The organism is Gordonia mangrovi (assembly GCF_024734075.1).
Lineage (GTDB): Bacteria > Actinomycetota > Actinomycetes > Mycobacteriales > Mycobacteriaceae > Gordonia > Gordonia mangrovi.
The window spans coordinates 4,308,395-4,324,590 of record NZ_CP102850.1 but is presented as its reverse complement, the minus strand read 5'-3'; the positions used below and the strand labels follow the sequence as shown (position 1 = coordinate 4,324,590).

Annotated in this window: 14 protein-coding genes; all 14 read right to left on the bottom strand. The window is 68.0% G+C overall.

Annotated features, from left to right (window positions below; genetic code table 11):
• Window positions 1–45: 45 nt before the first annotated feature.
• On the bottom strand, window positions 46–825 hold the full coding sequence (gene atpB, locus NWF22_RS19635; protein ID WP_160903332.1) for a F0F1 ATP synthase subunit A: 780 nt from the start codon (window positions 823–825) through the stop codon (window positions 46–48).
• Window positions 822–1,235, bottom strand: coding sequence for an ATP synthase subunit I (locus tag NWF22_RS19630; RefSeq protein ID WP_160903331.1), 414 nt, complete (start codon window positions 1,233–1,235; stop codon window positions 822–824). The genes atpB and NWF22_RS19630 overlap by 4 nt, the downstream gene beginning before the upstream one ends.
• 293 nt (window positions 1,236–1,528) lie before the next feature.
• Window positions 1,529–2,797, bottom strand: coding sequence for an MraY family glycosyltransferase (locus tag NWF22_RS19625; RefSeq protein ID WP_373691955.1), 1,269 nt, complete (start codon window positions 2,795–2,797; stop codon window positions 1,529–1,531).
• Between the two features lie 10 nt (window positions 2,798–2,807).
• Window positions 2,808–4,025: a serine hydroxymethyltransferase gene (gene glyA, locus NWF22_RS19620; RefSeq protein ID WP_160903330.1), complete on the bottom strand. Its 1,218-nt coding sequence runs from the start codon at window positions 4,023–4,025 to the stop codon at window positions 2,808–2,810.
• Between the two features lie 4 nt (window positions 4,026–4,029).
• Entirely contained in the window at window positions 4,030–4,686 is a 657-nt protein-coding gene (locus NWF22_RS19615) for an L-threonylcarbamoyladenylate synthase (protein ID WP_160903329.1), read from the bottom strand.
• The gene (prmC, locus tag NWF22_RS19610) at window positions 4,683–5,612 is read right to left on the bottom strand and encodes a peptide chain release factor N(5)-glutamine methyltransferase (protein WP_160903328.1); all 930 of its coding nucleotides are present in this window, start codon (window positions 5,610–5,612) and stop codon (window positions 4,683–4,685) included. The genes NWF22_RS19615 and prmC overlap by 4 nt, the downstream gene beginning before the upstream one ends.
• A gap of 4 nt (window positions 5,613–5,616) precedes the next feature.
• Window positions 5,617–6,693, bottom strand: coding sequence for a peptide chain release factor 1 (prfA, locus tag NWF22_RS19605; RefSeq protein ID WP_160903327.1), 1,077 nt, complete (start codon window positions 6,691–6,693; stop codon window positions 5,617–5,619).
• A gap of 138 nt (window positions 6,694–6,831) precedes the next feature.
• Window positions 6,832–7,059, bottom strand: coding sequence for a 50S ribosomal protein L31 (gene rpmE, locus NWF22_RS19600; protein ID WP_160903326.1), 228 nt, complete (start codon window positions 7,057–7,059; stop codon window positions 6,832–6,834).
• A gap of 215 nt (window positions 7,060–7,274) precedes the next feature.
• On the bottom strand, window positions 7,275–9,326 hold the full coding sequence (gene rho, locus NWF22_RS19595) for a transcription termination factor Rho (RefSeq protein ID WP_160903325.1): 2,052 nt from the start codon (window positions 9,324–9,326) through the stop codon (window positions 7,275–7,277).
• 392 nt (window positions 9,327–9,718) lie between these two features.
• Entirely contained in the window at window positions 9,719–10,681 is a 963-nt protein-coding gene (gene thrB / locus NWF22_RS19590) for a homoserine kinase (RefSeq protein WP_233751281.1), read from the bottom strand.
• Window positions 10,682–10,703: 22 nt separating this feature from the next.
• Window positions 10,704–11,783 carry a threonine synthase gene (gene thrC, locus NWF22_RS19585; protein ID WP_160903323.1) on the bottom strand — a complete coding sequence of 360 codons (1,080 nt, stop codon included), beginning with the start codon at window positions 11,781–11,783 and terminating at the stop codon, window positions 10,704–10,706.
• Window positions 11,776–13,086: a homoserine dehydrogenase gene (locus NWF22_RS19580; RefSeq protein ID WP_160903322.1), complete on the bottom strand. Its 1,311-nt coding sequence runs from the start codon at window positions 13,084–13,086 to the stop codon at window positions 11,776–11,778. The genes thrC and NWF22_RS19580 overlap by 8 nt, the downstream gene beginning before the upstream one ends.
• The gene (lysA, locus tag NWF22_RS19575) at window positions 13,083–14,504 is read right to left on the bottom strand and encodes a diaminopimelate decarboxylase (RefSeq protein WP_160903321.1); all 1,422 of its coding nucleotides are present in this window, start codon (window positions 14,502–14,504) and stop codon (window positions 13,083–13,085) included. Before lysA ends, NWF22_RS19580 begins: the two co-directional genes overlap by 4 nt.
• Window positions 14,501–16,153, bottom strand: coding sequence for an arginine--tRNA ligase (gene argS, locus NWF22_RS19570; RefSeq protein WP_160903320.1), 1,653 nt, complete (start codon window positions 16,151–16,153; stop codon window positions 14,501–14,503). Before argS ends, lysA begins: the two co-directional genes overlap by 4 nt.
• Window positions 16,154–16,196: the final 43 nt, after the last annotated feature.

Below are 16,196 nucleotides of genomic sequence, written 5' to 3'. Positions count from 1 at the left end.
AGTGCCAGGTCTTTGCTCCGGCCGGCAGTCGCCGTCCGGGTCGTACTAGTGGTGGTCTTCGTCGAGCTCCATCGCCTGGCTGAAGTACAGGACGGTCAGCAGCGCGAAGATGAAGGCCTGGATCAGACCGACGAACAGGTCGAACGATTTCCACAGTGCGTTCGGCGCCCACATCACGTAGATCGGCATCAGCGCGATCAGTCCGAGCATGATGGTGCCCGCGAACAGGTTGCCGAAAAGTCGGAGAGACAGCGAGACCGGCTTGGCGATCTCCTCGATGATGTTCACCGGGGCGATACCGACCGCGTGACCCTTGACCAGTTTGACCGGGTGGCCGATGATGCCGCGGCGCTTCACGCCCGCAGCGTGGTACCAGACGAACACGAAGATGGCCAGCGCGTAGGCGAAGTTCGCGTCGCTGGCCGGCGGCTTGAGCCATTCGCTGGTGGACCCGGTGCTGGTGCCGTACTGCGACGGCACGATCGCAAGCCAGTTGGCCACGAGGATGTAGGTGAACAGGGTGACCGCCAGCGGCAAGACGAAGCCGGCGATCTTCATCCCGATCGCACTCTCGATCTGGTTGCGCATCTGGACGGTGATGACCTCGAAGTACAGCTGAACCGAGTTCGGCTTCTTGGAGGTCATCCGGTTGCGCACGAAGAACGCCATCGCCAGCACGATGACCGCGGCCACGCTGCTACCGATCACCGTGTCGAGGTTGACGGTCATCCCGAACCAGTCGACCTGGATGTGGTGGCCCACCTCGATAGCGGCCTCGTCCTCGGCTTCTCGCTCTGTCTCGGCCAGGAAGAACAATGAGGTCATAGCTGCTTACGCAGTCCTTTCATCACCGGAATCACCGTGTTGAGCACCAGAACGACCTGGCCGATGGCGAGTCCGAACATCGCGCCCAGCCCATCGGGCCGGACCAGGAAAGCCGCCACCAGTGCGAGGACGGTGATCGCCCCGAGGCGGACGGCTGAGTTGACGGCAAGAGCTTGCTTGCGAGGGTGTTCTTGCGCGGCCACGACCTCGACCGCTCGACGGACCAGGATCGCGTTCACGAAGATCGCAACCGTGCCGGCGACGAAGAAGACCGCGAACCAGATGTGTCCGACGGCGATGCTGATGCCGATGACGATGGCGGCGACGATCGCGGCAATGATCGCCGGACGGCGCAGACCGGTCGGTGCGGCGGGGTAATACGACGTCGAGTCAGGGGCAGCTGTGCTCATTCGCCTCTCCTCAACTCCTCCCCTGCCCGTGGGCACGGGACAGCGCGCGTGCGATCGGCGACCATCGTCGCCGGACGTAAGCTCGCGGTTTTCTGTGACACTACCAACACCGGCGCGCGCGCTCACCGGGGGGTATGCACGGCCCGGAGCAGGTCTCGCGACTCTGCGGGCCAACAGACCGGCATATCGTCCGGTTGGGGCGCGCAGCGCGTCGGTGGCTACCTACTACGAGTGATAGTACATGTTTTTACCAAAGCCTTACCTCCGGGGCCCCGGGCGCACCCGTGGTGCCGTCAGGTGCGCGGGGTGACCGGTCCGTCGGACCCGGCACGCTCGGCCCGGCCGCTCGTGCGGAACTCGGCGTAGCGGCGATGCAGGCGCGGCGCCATGGTGGCCAGCAACGCGACGATGAGTCCCCCACCGAACATCGGCGCCACAACCGAGATCGGGAACAGCGTACTGGCTGCGGCGGAAAACGCCAGCACACCGACCCATAGGTAGATGATCAGCGCGACCCGGCGCTGAGAGTGCCCGAGTTCGAGCAGTCGATGGTGCAGATGCATCTTGTCCGGCGTGTAGAAGCCGACACCCGCACGCGTACGCCGCACCACCGCCATCAACATGTCGAGCATGGGCACGAACACAACCGCGGCGACCAGGATCAACGGCGACAGCAGGGTGAACACGTCGGCCGGACCGTAGGCGTTCATCGCGATGCGGCCCGACGCGCTCGTCGATGCCGCGGCGAGCATCAGTCCGATCAGCATCGCCCCCGAATCCCCCATGAAGATCCGGGCGGGTGAGAAGTTGTGCGGCAGGAAGCCCAGGCAGGCGCCGGCCAGCACGGTCGAGATCAGCGCGGGTGGGTAATAGCTCACATCCCCGCCCTGGTCGTTGAGCAGACCGAGGGAGAACATGGCGATCGCCGACGCGGCGATCAGGCCCAGCCCCGCCGCCAACCCATCCAGTCCGTCGATGAAGTTGACCGCATTGATGGTCGCCACCGTGATGGCGACGGTGAGCAGCCCCGCCTGCAACGGGTCGAGGACGACGGTGCCGATGTCGGCAAAGGGGACGTAGAGCAGATACCAGCTCACCCCCATGATCACGAGCACCCCGGCGGCGGTGAGCTGACCCGCGAACTTGGTGAGGGCATCGAGCCCCCATCGGTCGTCGATGACGCCCACCAGCACGATCACGGTGCCGGAGACGATGACCGCACTCATGTCGCTGGTGTAGGCGAAGCCACGGGTGAGTGCGGGCAGGTTGGCCGCCAGCGCGATGGCCGCCACCACGCCGGCAAACATCCCGAGTCCACCCAGTCGGGGAGTCGGGATCACGTGGACGTCGCGGACCCGGGGCACCGCCACCGCGCCGACGCGGATCGCGAACACGCGGACCAGGGAGGTCAGCAGATAGGTGACAGCGGCCGCCGTCAACGCGACCAACGCCAGCTCGCGCAGCGGCACGCCGGCCCCACCGGTGTCGACGACCGATGCCGCCAGCAGCCCCACGTCGGCACCCGGGGCGCCCGACGTCAGGCCGGTGACGGTATCGAACACCGTTTTCACGCTACCCGCCCAGCCGGAGCCGGATTTCCCGGCGGATATCGGCGTGTTGCGTGGCTCCGGCCTCGGCCGCGAGTGCTCGTACCATCCAGTCGGCCACATCCGGCATCGCAGTAGGCCCGAGGCCGGCGAGTACGGCGCAGGGCGTGCCGAACCTGATCGCGGAGCCCTCGCTCACCGGTCTGCTGTCGAACGGGATCACGGAGCGGTCCACCACGATCCCCGCCGAGTCGAGTCGACGTTGGGCCTGCGCCCCGGACATACCGAGCCCGGACACGTCGACGACGGCGAAGTGCAGATCGGTGTCACCGCTGACGATGCGCAGACCGTGGCCGGCCAACTCGGCGCCGAGTCGCTGTGCGGCCGCGACCGCGTCCGACGCATATGCGGCGAATGCGGCAGTCCGGGCCTCACGCATGCACACCGCCTTCGCCGCGATCGAATGCATCGAGGGCCCGCCCTGGACGAACGGGTGCACCGCCTTCTGCAAGACGGCGCGATGCTCGGCTCGGGCGAGGATCATGCCCCCGCGCGGACCCTGCAGCACCTTGTGCGTCGCCAGCGTCACGACATCGGCATGCGGGACCGGGGAGTCGATGACGCCGCCGGCGACCAGACCGGCCAGGTGGGCGGCGTCGACCCAGAGGATCGCCTCGGCCTCGTCGGCGATGGTGCGCAACGCGGCGAAGTCGAACGACCGTGCGTAGGCGGCGCCACCGACGACGATGATCCGCGGCCGGTGGAGCAGCGCGAGGTCACGCAGTTCCGCGTAGTCGACCCGCTCGTCGGAGCGTCGTACCCCATAGTGGATGGGCGCGAACCAGCGACCGGAGAAGTTGGCCCGCGACCCGTGGGTCTGGTGGCCGCCGTGGCGCAGCCCGAGCGCCAGGATCGGATCGCCCGGCTGAGCGAAGGCCGCGTACACGGCCAGTCCGGCGACACTGCCGGACAGCGGTTGCACGTTGACGTAGTCGGCCCCGAAGAGTTCCGCCGCACGCCCGATCGCGAGGTTCTCCACCTCGTCGGCGACCTCGCACCCACCGTGATAGCGGGCTCCCGGATAGCCCTCGGCGTATTTGGTGCCGAGGTCGGAGGTGAGTGTGGCCCGCACCGCCGCGCTCGCCGGCGTCTCGCTCGCGAGCAGTTGCAGGGTGGTGTCCCGACGGCGAGTCTCACGGTCGAGCAGATCCGCGACCTGCGGATCGGACAACGGGCCCGGCATCGTGTCAGTGGGCGGTCAGCGCATCGGCGTCGAGGTCGAGTACCTCGGCGATCGCCTCGGTGGACACTGCACCTTCCCGCAGGATCCGTGGCGTGCTGCCGGACAGGTCGACAATGGTGGATGCCTGTGCCGCAGCCGCCGGCCCACCGTCGAGGTAGATCGAGACGGACTCGCCGAGCTGTTCGCGTGCCTCGTCCACCGTGGTCGCCGGCGACCGGCCGGAGACGTTGGCACTCGACACGGCCATGGGGCCGACCTCGCGGAGCAGTTCGATCGCGACCGGGTGCAGTGGCATCCGCAGCATCACCGTGCCGTCGGTGTCCCCCAAGTCCCAGGCCAGCGACGGCGCCTGCGCCACCACGAGACTCAGACCGCCCGGCCAGAACGCCTCCACGAGGTCACGTGCCGCGGTGGACACCGACAACACCAGACCGTCGATCGTGTGCCACGAGCCGACGAGGACCGGCACCGGCATGTCCCGACCGCGGCCCTTGGCCGCCAGGAGCGAGGCAACCGCCTCCGAGTCGAACGCGTCGCAGCCGATCCCGTAGAGGGTGTCCGTCGGCAACACCACCAGGCGACCGGCCTTCGCCGCGCCGACGGCCGCGCGGATACCTGCCGCCCTGGTGTCCGGTTCACCGCAATCGAATACCGTGCTCACCCGGCCATCTTCCCACGGGTGTCACAGGCCCGGCCGTCGGCCCGCCGTGCCGTGGCGAAGCGCGGTCGACCGGTGAGGTCGTCGTGCGCCCGCACGTCGACGAACTGCCCGGTCGACGCCATCGCGGTCAGCACCGACACCGAGGTCGTCTCGTCGTGCTCGATCCCGACCAGTCCACCGGGCCGCAACATCTCGGCGATGACCGGCAGCATCGGAACGATCACCGCCATCCCGTCGGCACCACCGAAGACCGCGTCGTGCGGATCGTGGGTGACCTCCGGCGAGATCGTGCTGCCCTCGGGGACGTAGGGCGGATTGGCCACCACCACGTCGACGGTTGCCGGGACGATGAGCTCACGCATCAGCTCGGCGTCGGTGACGTCGGCGCGGACCACCGACACCCGCCCGGCGACGTCGGCTCCGGCCTCATCGACGTTGCGGCTCAACCACTCCACCGCCTGCGGGGAGCGCTCCACCGCGGTCACCCGCACACTCGGAACCAGCAACGCCACCGCGATTGCCAGCGCACCACTGCCGCTGCACAGATCGACGACGTGGGTCACTGAACCGCCCGAGAGCGCGGCGACCGCCCACTGCGCCAAGAACTCGGTCTCGGGCCGAGGCGTGAAGACACCCGGCCCCACGGCCAATTCGGCGGGACCGAAGGCCGCGGTTCCGGTGATGTGCTGCAACGGGATTCGCTCAGCCCGCTGCGCGACGGCCCGGCGAAAGCGGGCGCGGACGTCGTCGGGCACGGCGTCGACGAGCAGCAGTCGACCGCGATCGACGCCCAGTGCGTCTGCCAACAGCCATTCGGCGTCGACGCGCGGACTCTCCACTCCGGCCGCAGACAGATGATTTGCCGCCCAACGGATCTCGACATCCACCCGGTGGCCGGGGGCCGAGCCGCCGGCCGAGTGATTCATCGGGTCACTCGGCTTCGAGTCGTGCCTGACGGTCGGCGGCGATCAGGGCGTCGAGCAACGCGTCCATGTCCCCGGCGAGTACGGCGTCGAGATTGTTGGCCTTGTAACCGATGCGGTGATCGGAGATGCGATTCTCCGGGAAGTTGTAGGTGCGGATGCGCTCGGAGCGGTCCACGGTGCGAATCTGGGCGGCACGGCCCTCCGCTGCGGCCGCGTCCGCCTCCTCTTCGGCGGCGAGTTGCAGCCGCGCGGCGAGCACCCGCATCGCACGCGCTTTGTTCTGCAGCTGGGACCGCTCATTCTGGCAGGTCACCACGATGCCGGTCGGCAGATGGGTGAGCCGGACCGCGGAGTCGGTGGTGTTGACCCCCTGACCGCCCTTGCCCGAGGACCGGTAGACGTCGACGCGCAGATCGTTCTCGTCGATCTGGACCCGTTCGACCTCTTCGGGTTCGGGATAGATCAGCACCCCGGCCGCAGAGGTGTGGATACGACCCTGCGACTCGGTGACCGGCACCCGCTGAACGCGGTGCACGCCGCCCTCGAATTTCAGTCGGGACCAGACCCCGTCGCGCAGTTGTTCCTTCGCCTTGATCGAGATCGTCGCCTCTTTGTAGCCACCCAGATCGCTCTCGGTGACACCGAGCACCTGCGCCTTGTATCCGCGTCGCTCGCAGTACTTGAGGTACATCCGGGCGAGGTCGGAGGCGAACAATGCCGATTCCTCACCACCGGCGCCGGACTTGATCTCGAGGACCACGTCGTCGCTGTCGTGCGGGTCGCGTGGGGCGAGCAGGTCGGTCAGCGTGGCGTCCAATTCGGCCACACTGTGCTCGAGTGCGGGGAGTTCCTCGGCGAAGGAGGCGTCGTCGGCGGCGAGCTCACGGGCGGCGGCGAGGTCGTCGCGGGCCGCCTCGAGCCGGCGGTAGGTCGCCATGATCGGCGCGAGTTCGGCGAACCGTTTGCCGACGCGGCGCGCGGCGGTGGGATCGTCGTGCAATGACGGGTCAGCGAGTTGCGCCTCCAGGCCCGCATGCTCGGCGAGGATGTCGTCGATCGCCGACGGACTCTGCGTGGTCACGGGACCTCACTTCTCCCTGAGATGAAACGCTGAAGGATCCAGCGATGAAAGTTCCGATACTGCGGGCCGGACGCCGAAATGACAACGACGCCCACCCGGGCGTGCATCGCACGCGCGCGGTGGGCGTCGTCGGTCCGGCTACTTGGCGTCGGCGCTCTTGGACCGCTTGCCGTAGCGCTTCTCGAACCGGGCCACGCGGCCGCCGGTGTCGAGGATCTTCTGCTTACCGGTGTAGAACGGGTGGCACTGCGAGCAGACCTCGACGTTGATCCGTCCGTTGTCGGCGGTACTGCGGGTCTCGAAGGTGTTGCCGCAACCGCAGACGACCGTGGTCGTCGCGTACTCGGGGTGAATTCCCTGCTTCATTCTGGTTGTCCCTTTCTGTGGTCGCCGGGTCACCGTCGGGGATCGACGGTGTGAACCGGAACCGGACTCGACCGATCAGTATGCCACGCGGAGGCCCTACCACCGAAATCCGCGCCGGACGCGCAGACCTCCCGCGGACCATCGCATCAACGTCGGCACCGCCGGGTTCATTCCCCTCCCCGCGCGTCGTCGCATGACAGTTCGAGTCAGGGCGACTAGTCGTCGTTCATCGCTCCCGGTGCGGTCTTCTGCACCTGCATCAGGAACTCGACATTCGACTTGGTCTTCTTGAGTTGGCTGATCAGCAGGTCGATGGCCTGCTGGGAGTCCAGACCGGACAGCACCCGGCGCAGCTTGTGCACGATCTGGAATTCCTCCGGCGACAGCAGCAGCTCGTCCTTGCGGGTGCCCGACGGGTTGACGTCGACCGCGGGGAACACCCGGCGTTCGGCGATCTTGCGGTCGAGCTTCAACTCGGCGTTGCCGGTGCCCTTGAACTCCTCGAAGATGACGGTGTCACCGGTCGATCCGGTCTCGACCATCGCGGTCGCGATGATGGTGAGCGAACCACCGTGCTCGATGTTGCGCGCCGCGCCGAGGAAGCGCTTCGGCGGGTAGAGCGCAGTGGAATCGACACCGCCGGAGAGGATCCGGCCGGAAGCCGGGGACGCGTTGTTGTACGCACGACCCAGTCGGGTGATCGAGTCGAGCAGCACCACCACGTCTTTGCCGTTCTCCACCAGTCGCTTCGCACGCTCGATCGCGAGTTCGGCGACCGAGGTGTGGTCTGACGGCGGACGGTCGAACGTCGACGCGATGACCTCACCCTTCACCGACCGCTGCATGTCGGTGACCTCTTCCGGACGCTCGTCGACGAGCACCACCATCAGGTGGCATTCCGGGTTGTTGATGGTGATCGCGTTCGCGACATCCTGCAGGATGGTGGTCTTACCCGCCTTCGGCGGCGAGACGATCAGGGCACGCTGACCCTTGCCGATCGGCATGATCAGGTCGATGACCCGGGTGTCGAGCCGCTCGGGCGAGGTTTCCAGGCGAAGTCGCTGGTTGGGATACAGCGGGGTCAGCTTGCCGAATTCGGGGCGTTTCTTGGCGGTGTCGACATCGGTGCCGTTGACCGAGTCCAGCCGCACGAGCGGATTGAACTTCTGCCGCTGATTGGGCTGCTCACCCTCGCGCGGGACCTTGACCGCACCGGTGATGGCGTCGCCGCGGCGCAGCCCGTTCTTGCGGACCATGTTCATCGAGACATAGACGTCGTTCGGCCCGGCGAGGTAACCCGACGTACGCACGAAGGCGTAGTTGTCGAGCACATCGAGGATGCCGGCGACGGGCTGCAGGACATCGTCCTCGGAGACCTGCGGTTCTCCCCCACCGGACGAATCGCGGTCGCGGCCCCGACGGCGCTCGCGGAACCGGCGTCCCCGCCGACCGCGGCCGCCGCCGTCACCGTCGCCGTCATCGTCGCGCTGGTTGCGCTGGTCACGGTTGTTCTGACCGCCTTGGTTGCCCTGGCCGTCCCGGTTGTCACGCTGGTTGTCGCCGCGTTGGTTGTCACCGCGCTGGTTGTCCCGGCCACCCTGACCGTCGCGGTTCTGGTTGCGGCCCTGGCCGTTCTGGTTGCGATTGCGGCCGCGGTTGCGCTGGTCGGTACCGTCGCCGGATTCGTCCGAACCCTTCGTGGCCGCGGTGTCGGAACCCTTGGTCCTCGTCGCGTCGGCCTCGGTGGATGTGGTCGCGACCTCACCGCTGTCCGCACTTGCCGGCGCCGAGGAACCGGACTCGCCCGATTCGCCGGCCGCACCGCGAGCTCGCCGACGCCCACGAGCCCCGGCCTCGTCCCCCTCGCCGACCTGTACGTTCTCGGCGCCCGAGGTCGCGGTCGCGGTCGCGGGCGCGGACGACTGCTCGGCACCGCCCTCGGCCGACGTCTCGGCCTTCGGACGGCGACCTTTGCCCTTGGCCGGGGCGGATTCCGCCTCGGACAGACTCATCTGCCCCGCGTCGTCCTTCGGGGCGGGTCCGGAACCGGCCTGACGTTCCTTGATGGCGGCGATCAAATCACCCTTGCGCATGCCGGAGGTGCCCTTGATGCCGAGCTCGCCGGCGAGCGCCCGCAGCTCCGTGAGCACCATCCCGGACAGCCCCGTACGGGCGCGGGTCGAGGAGCCACGTGTGGCCGAACTCACCGCGGGCGAGGAATCGTCGCTGCTCGTAGCTGGTGCGGTGATCAGGTCCGTATCCGTCACGGATGTCCTTTCGTTCCCCCGAGCAGAGCTGGGCCGATCGGGGTTCCTTTGTCACCCCGCCGCGTGCGGCGGGCTTCGTCCCCGTCAGAGATGTCTCTGGGAATCTCCTCAGAGGACGGTCAGAAGAAATGTGGTCCGCTCCGGTGTGTCCGATGGACGTGCTCGGCGACTCCTGACGGAAGATCGTGCGACCGGCACCGGGCCAGCAGCCTGGATCGTAGATCGGAGAGGAGCACGGCAAGACAAGCCTGCGCGGCTAGACCAGTTTATGGTAGCTCGTCCAGATAATACGGGCAACACGCCCGCAACTCCATTTCTTCCCGAGACCGGGTACCACCACCCGGTCCGGCGCGGCTGCGGCGTCGTCCAGTGCGGCCCCACTGCTGGCCCGGTCAGCGCGAGGGCCGCGTGATCTCGACTCCCCCGGCGATGGCCACCGTCGACGGGACATAGCCGGAGGCAAGAGCGATGTCACGTGCGTCGGCGGGTACCGGACCGGCCGACAGCACCAGGACCGTGGGTCCGGCGCCGGATACCGTCGCGGCCAGCCCCCGTGACCGCAGTTCGGACACGAGGCCGGCGGTGGGCGCCATCGCGTCGGCCCGGTAGCCCTGGTGCAGGCGATCCTCGGTGGCAGCGAACAGCGCCGTGGGATCGGCGGTCAGCGCCACGACTGCGAGCGCCGACCGGCTCACGTTGAAGACCGCGTCGCGCCGAGGCACCGATTCCGGCAGCAACCCGCGGGTGACCGACGTCGACGACTCGGTGTCGGGGACGAACACGGTGGCGGTGATGTCCGGGTGAACCACCAGTCGTCGTGCACGGTAGCGATTCCCCTGGGGTCCGTCCTCGATCCAGGTCACCACCGCAGAGCCCAGCACGCTCGCGGCCGCGTTGTCCGGGTGCCCTTCGAATTCCGATGACAACTGCACCATCTCGTCGGCGTCGAAGGCGTCGCGCACACCGGCGCCTTCCAGCAGACCCGACGCAGCGGCCAGCCCGGAGACGGCCGCCGCCGCCGACGAACCCAGCCCGCGCGAGTGTGGAATGGCGTTGACGCACCGGAGTCTCAGGCCGCCGGTCACGGCACCGGCCGCATCGAGACCGCGGAAGATGGCCCGGGCCACCAGATGTGACGCATCGCGTGGGACCTCGTCGGCGGCCTCCCCGATCACCTCGACCTCGACTCCCGACGCGGTGGTCTCCACCAGCAGTTCGTCGTAGATCCCGAGGGCCACCCCGAGGCAGTCGAATCCGGGCCCCAGGTTGGCGCTCGACGCCGGAACCCGGACACGAACCGAAACCCCTTCGGGGATCACAACTCTCGTGTCGCTGACGGCCATCTCATCGGTCATCGTGGTACTCAGACCCGCGAGCTCAGCGGACGCCGAGCGCATCGGCCACCGCCACCGGATCCACCGGGATCGCCTCCACCTCCGGCATACCCGCCAACGCGGTGTCCGGATCCTTGAGTCCGTTACCGGTGACCGTGCACACCACCGTCGAGCCTGCGGCCACCCAGCCGTCGGCGCGCGCGGCGAGCAGTCCGGCGACGCCGGCCGCCGATGCCGGTTCGACGAAGACGCCCTCGCGCCCCGCGATGAGGCGATAGGCCTCGAGCAGCTTCTCGTCGGTGGCGGCGCGGAACTGCCCGGACGACTCGTCCTTGGCGGCGACCGCCTGATTCCAGCTCGCCGGAGACCCGATCCGGATGGCGGTCGCGATGGTCTCGGGTTCCTTGACGGGCGCGCCGTTGACCAGCGGTGCGGCGCCGGCCGCCTGTACGCCCAGCATGCGCGGCAGCGTCGAACTCACCCCATCACGGTGATACTCGGTGTAGCCCTTCCAGTAGGCGGTGATGTTGCCCGCGTTGCCCACCGGTAGCGCATGGACATCGGGAGCGCGACCGAGCACGTCGACGATCTCGAACGCCGCGGTCTTCTGGCCCTCGATACGGGACGGGTTGACCGAGTTGACCAGTTCGATCTCACCGAACTCCGCTGTCGCCTTGCGGGCCAGTTCCAGGCAGTCGTCGAAGTTTCCCTGGACCTGGATGATCTTCGCACCGTGCATGACGGCCTGGGCGAGCTTGCCCATGGCGATCTTGCCCTCCGGGATCAGCACCGCGCAGGTGATGCCGGCCCGGGTGGCATATGCCGCGGCCGACGCCGACGTGTTGCCGGTCGACGCACACAGCACTGCCGTCTTGCCGTTGTTCACCGCGGTGCTGACGGCCATCGTCATACCGCGGTCCTTGAACGATCCGGTCGGGTTGAGCCCCTCGACCTTCAGATACACCTCACAGTCGGTGATCTCCGACAGATGCGGCGCGGCGATGAGCGGGGTTCCGCCCTCCAACAGGGTGACGACCCGCCAGTCGTCACCGACCGGCAGCCGGTCACGATAGGCCTCGATCAGTCCGGGCCACTGCCGGTGCACCGGGGTCAGGTCAGTCATCGGTTCCTTCCAATCGCAGGACGCTCGACACCTTGATCACTGCATCCATGTCTTCCAGTGCGGCAACGCATTCCGACTGCGCGCGATCAGGTGCGCGGTGGGTCACCAGGATCAGCCGTGCATCGTCGCCCGCACCCTCCTGCCGGACCGCGGCGATCGAGACGGAGCGCTTGGTGAACTCACCGGCGACCTGCGCGAGCACGCCGGCGCGATCGGCCACCTTCATCGAGATGTAGTAGCGGGTCGGCACATCGTCGATCGGCGCGATGGGTAGCGATGCGTAGGTCGACTCCAGCGGCCCCCGGCCACCGTGCACCTTGTTGCGCGCCGCCATCACCGTGTCGCCCAGCACGGCCGACGCGGTGGGCGAGCCACCGGCCCCCTGCCCGTAGAACATCAGACGGCCGGCATTGTCGGCTTCCACGACGACGGCGTTGAAGGCGCCGTTCACCGAGGCCAGCGGGTGGCTCAGTGGAATCAGTGCCGGATAGACACGCGCCGAGATCCGTTGCCGCCCGTCCGCGTCGTGCACGCGCTCACAGATCGACAACAGCTTGACAGTGCAATCGAACTTCTTGGCCGCCGCCAGGTCGGCGGGTGTCACCGCCGTGATGCCCTCGCGGTGCACGTCGGCCGCGGTGACGCGGGTATGGAAGGCGATCGACGCGAGGATCGCGGCCTTGGCGGCGGCGTCGTAGCCCTCCACATCCGCCGTCGGGTCCGCCTCGGCGTACCCGAGCCGTCCGGCCTCGGCCAGCGTCTCCGCGTAGTCGGCGCCCGTCTCGTCCATGGCACTGAGGATGAAGTTGGTGGTGCCGTTGACGATTCCGGCAACCCGCTCGACGGTGTCACCCGCCAGTGACTGCATCAGGGGACGCACCACCGGGATGGCACCGGCGACGGCGGCCTCGAAGTACAGATCCACCTTGGCATCGGCTGCCGCGGTGGCGAGTTCGCCGGTGTACTCGGCCAGCAGCGCCTTGTTGGCGGTGACCACCGACTTGCCGTGCTCGAGCGCCGTGCGGATGAGTCCGCGCGCCGGGTCGATCCCGCCCATGAGTTCCACGACGATGTCCACGTCGTCGCGGGCGACGAGCGCTTCGGGGTCGTCGGTCAGCAGTTCTTGGGCGATCTTGCGGGGTTTGGCCAGGTCGCGCACCGCCACACCACGCAACTCCAGCGGCGCGCCGACCCGTGAGCGCAGGTCGTCGGCGCTGTCGGAGATGATGCGGACCACCTCGGCCCCCACGTTGCCCATGCCGAGCACGGCCACGCCGATGGTGCGATTCGGGGTCGGGTTCATTCGGTCACCTCCAGGGCGAGGAAATCGTCAATGGTCTCGCGGCGCAGCATCATGCGTGCCGAGCCGGCGCGCACGGCGGCCACCGCCGGTCGAAGCACCATGTTGTAGCGGCTCGACATCGAATAGCAGTATGCGCCGGTCGCGGCGACCGCGACGAGGTCACCCGGGCCGACATCGCCCGGTAGCCAGCAGTCCTTGATCACGATATCGCCGCTCTCGCAGTGTTTGCCGACCACCCGGCTGACCACCGCCGGCGTCTGCGACACCCGTGATACCAGGCGGATGTCGTATTCGGCCTGATACAGACCGGTGCGGATGTTGTCGCTCATCCCGCCGTCGACGGATACGTATCGCCGGGTGAGGTTCTTGCCGACGGTCACGACCTTGACCGTCCCCACCCGGTACAGGGTGACCGTTCCGGGCCCGGCGACCGCCCGTCCCGGTTCCACCGCGAGGGTCGGCATCGGGAGGCCGACGGCGGCCGATTCGCGCCGCACGATGTCCGCGAGGGTCTCCGCGACGTCGCCGATCGGTAGTGGATCATCCTCCGGTAGATACGAGATACCCAGCCCCCCACCAAGATCCACCACGGAGAGCTGCGCGGTCTTGTCGACGCCGAATTCGGCCACGATCTCTTTGAGCAGACCCAGCACGCGGTGGGCGGCGACCTCGAACCCGTCCATGTCGAAGATCTGCGAGCCGATGTGACTGTGCAGACCGACCAGGCGCAGATTGTCGGTCGCGAAAACCCGGCGCACGGCGTCCATCGCCACACCTCCGGCCAGGGCGAACCCGAACTTCTGGTCGTCGTGCGCCGTCGAGATGAACTCGTGGGTGTGTGCCTCCACCCCCACGGTGACCCGGACCAGGACGTCGGCGACCACCCCGCGCGCACCGGCGAGTTCGTCGAGGCGCTCGATCTCGATCATGGAGTCGAGGACGATGTGTCCGACACCCATGTCGAGGGCCATGGCGAGTTCGTCGACGCTCTTGTTGTTGCCGTGCAGCGCGATCCGCTCCGGCGGGAAGCCCACGTGCCGGGCGATGGCCAACTCGCCGCCGGTGCAGACGTCCAGCGACAGCCCCTCCTCGTCCACCCATCGGGCGACCTGTGTACTCAGGAACGCCTTCGACGCGTAGTGCACGCGCCCGTACGGGCCGAACGCCGCAAGCATGTCGGCGCACCGTGACCGGAAGTCCGCCTCGTCCACCACGAAGAGCGGGGTGCCGTAGGTCTCGGCGAGCTCGGTGAGTCCGACCCCGGCGATCTCGACCTCACCGGAGTCCCGCCGCACGGCATTGCGCGGCCACACGTTCGCCGGGATCATCGCGAGTTCGGCGGGATCGCTGGGGCGTTCGGCGAGATGCGGGGCAGCCAGCATGTCGGCGTGCCGGGGCCCGGCGGGATGCGCGTTCACATCCGCTCCGGTGCGTTGACGCCGACCAGGTCGAGACCGTTGGCGATGACCTGCCGGGTCGCATCACACAGCGCGAGCCGCGCGGCATGGATGTCGCCGGCGGGCTCGTCCCCCTGCGGAAGCACCCGACATCGGGCATAGAACCGGTGGTACGCACCGGCGAGCCCCTCCAGGTACCGGCAGATCCGGTGTGGCTCACGCAGTTCCGCTGCCGTGTCCACCACTTCGTCGAAATCGCCGATCGTCCGGATGAGTTCGCCTTCGGCCGGGTCGTCGAGCAGGTCGAGGTGCGCGGTCGACATCGTCAGCCCCAGATCGACCGCGTTACGCGACAACGCCGACAACCGGGCATGGGCGTACTGCACGTAGTACACCGGGTTGTCGTTGGATTGTTTGCGCAGCAGGTCGAGGTCGATGTCGATGTTGACGTCGACCGAGGACCGGATCAGGGCATACCGTGCCGCGTCGACACCTACCGCGTCGACGAGGTCGTCGAGGGTGATGACGGTGCCCGCGCGCTTGCTCATGCGGACCGGTTTACCGTCGCGCACCAGGTTGACCATCTGCCCGATGAGCACCTCGACGCTGGCCGGATCGTCGCCGAGAGCTGCGGCGGCCGCCTTCAACCGGCTGATGTAGCCGTGGTGGTCGGCGCCGAGCATGTAGATGCACAGATCGTATCCACGGTTGCGTTTGTCCTTGTAGTAGGCGATGTCGCCCGCGATGTAGGCCGCGTCGCCGTCACTCTTGATGACCACGCGGTCTTTGTCGTCGCCGAAGTTGCTCGACCGCAGCCACCACGCCCCGTCGGCCTCGTACAGGTTGCCGTTGGCCTTGAGCTCGCCGATGCACTCCTCGACCAGTCCGGAGGTGAACATCTTGTTCTCGTGGGTGTAGACGTCGAAGTCGGTGCCGAAGTCGTGCAGGCTGGTCTTGATGTGATCGAACATCGAGTCGACACCGATGGACCGGAAGGTCTCCAGCCGCTGCGCGTCGGGCTGGTCGAGCACGTCGGGCACCTGCGCGACGACGTGGGCCGCGATCTCGGCGATGTAGTCGCCGGCGTATCCGTCCTCCGGCGTGGCCTCCCCGCGTGCCGACGCCTCGAGCGAACGAGCGAACCGGTCGATCTGGGTTCCGTGGTCGTTGAAGTAGTACTCGCGGGTGACCTGCGCTCCGCGTGCCGCGAGCACCCGGCCGAGTGCGTCGCCCACGGCCGCCCACCGCGTCCCACCCAGGTGAATGGGCCCGGTCGGGTTGGCCGAGACGAACTCGAGGTTGATCTTGCGCCCGGCGAAGTCGTCACCTCGCCCATAGTCGGCAGCGCGCTCCAGCACGGTGGCGACCACCGAGTTCTGCGCGGCCGCGGCCAGCCAGATGTTGACGAAGCCCGGTCCGGCGACCTCGGCCTTCGCGATGCCGTCGGTGGCCGCGAACGCGTCGGCGAGCCAGTCGGCGAGATCACGCGGCGCCACTCCCAGCTTCTTGCCGATCCGCAGGGCGATGTTGGTCGCATAGTCGCCGTGGTCGGCATGGCGCGGACGCTCGACGACGACGGTTTCGGGCACCACGGTGTCATCGAGCCCATGGTCGCGGACGACGGTCATGGTCACCGTGCGCAGCAGCGCAGCGAGGTCGGCGGGAGTCACAGGAGACCATCCTATTGGCCCACGTCCTCGTGGGGATAATCGC

Bases quoted from the DNA above. Each gene is read 5' to 3' on its own strand.
- atpB (WP_160903332.1), bottom strand. From the start codon at position 825: ATGACCTCATTGTTCTTCCTGGCCGAGACAGAGCGAGAAGCCGAGGAC.
- NWF22_RS19630 (WP_160903331.1), bottom strand. From the start codon at position 1,235: ATGAGCACAGCTGCCCCTGACTCGACGTCGTATTACCCCGCCGCACCG.
- glyA (WP_160903330.1), bottom strand. From the start codon at position 4,025: ATGCCGGGCCCGTTGTCCGATCCGCAGGTCGCGGATCTGCTCGACCGT.
- prmC (WP_160903328.1), bottom strand. From the start codon at position 5,612: ATGAATCACTCGGCCGGCGGCTCGGCCCCCGGCCACCGGGTGGATGTC.
- rpmE (WP_160903326.1), bottom strand. From the start codon at position 7,059: ATGAAGCAGGGAATTCACCCCGAGTACGCGACGACCACGGTCGTCTGC.
- thrB (WP_233751281.1), bottom strand. From the start codon at position 10,681: ATGACCGATGAGATGGCCGTCAGCGACACGAGAGTTGTGATCCCCGAA.
- thrC (WP_160903323.1), bottom strand. From the start codon at position 11,783: ATGACTGACCTGACCCCGGTGCACCGGCAGTGGCCCGGACTGATCGAG.
- NWF22_RS19580 (WP_160903322.1), bottom strand. From the start codon at position 13,086: ATGAACCCGACCCCGAATCGCACCATCGGCGTGGCCGTGCTCGGCATG.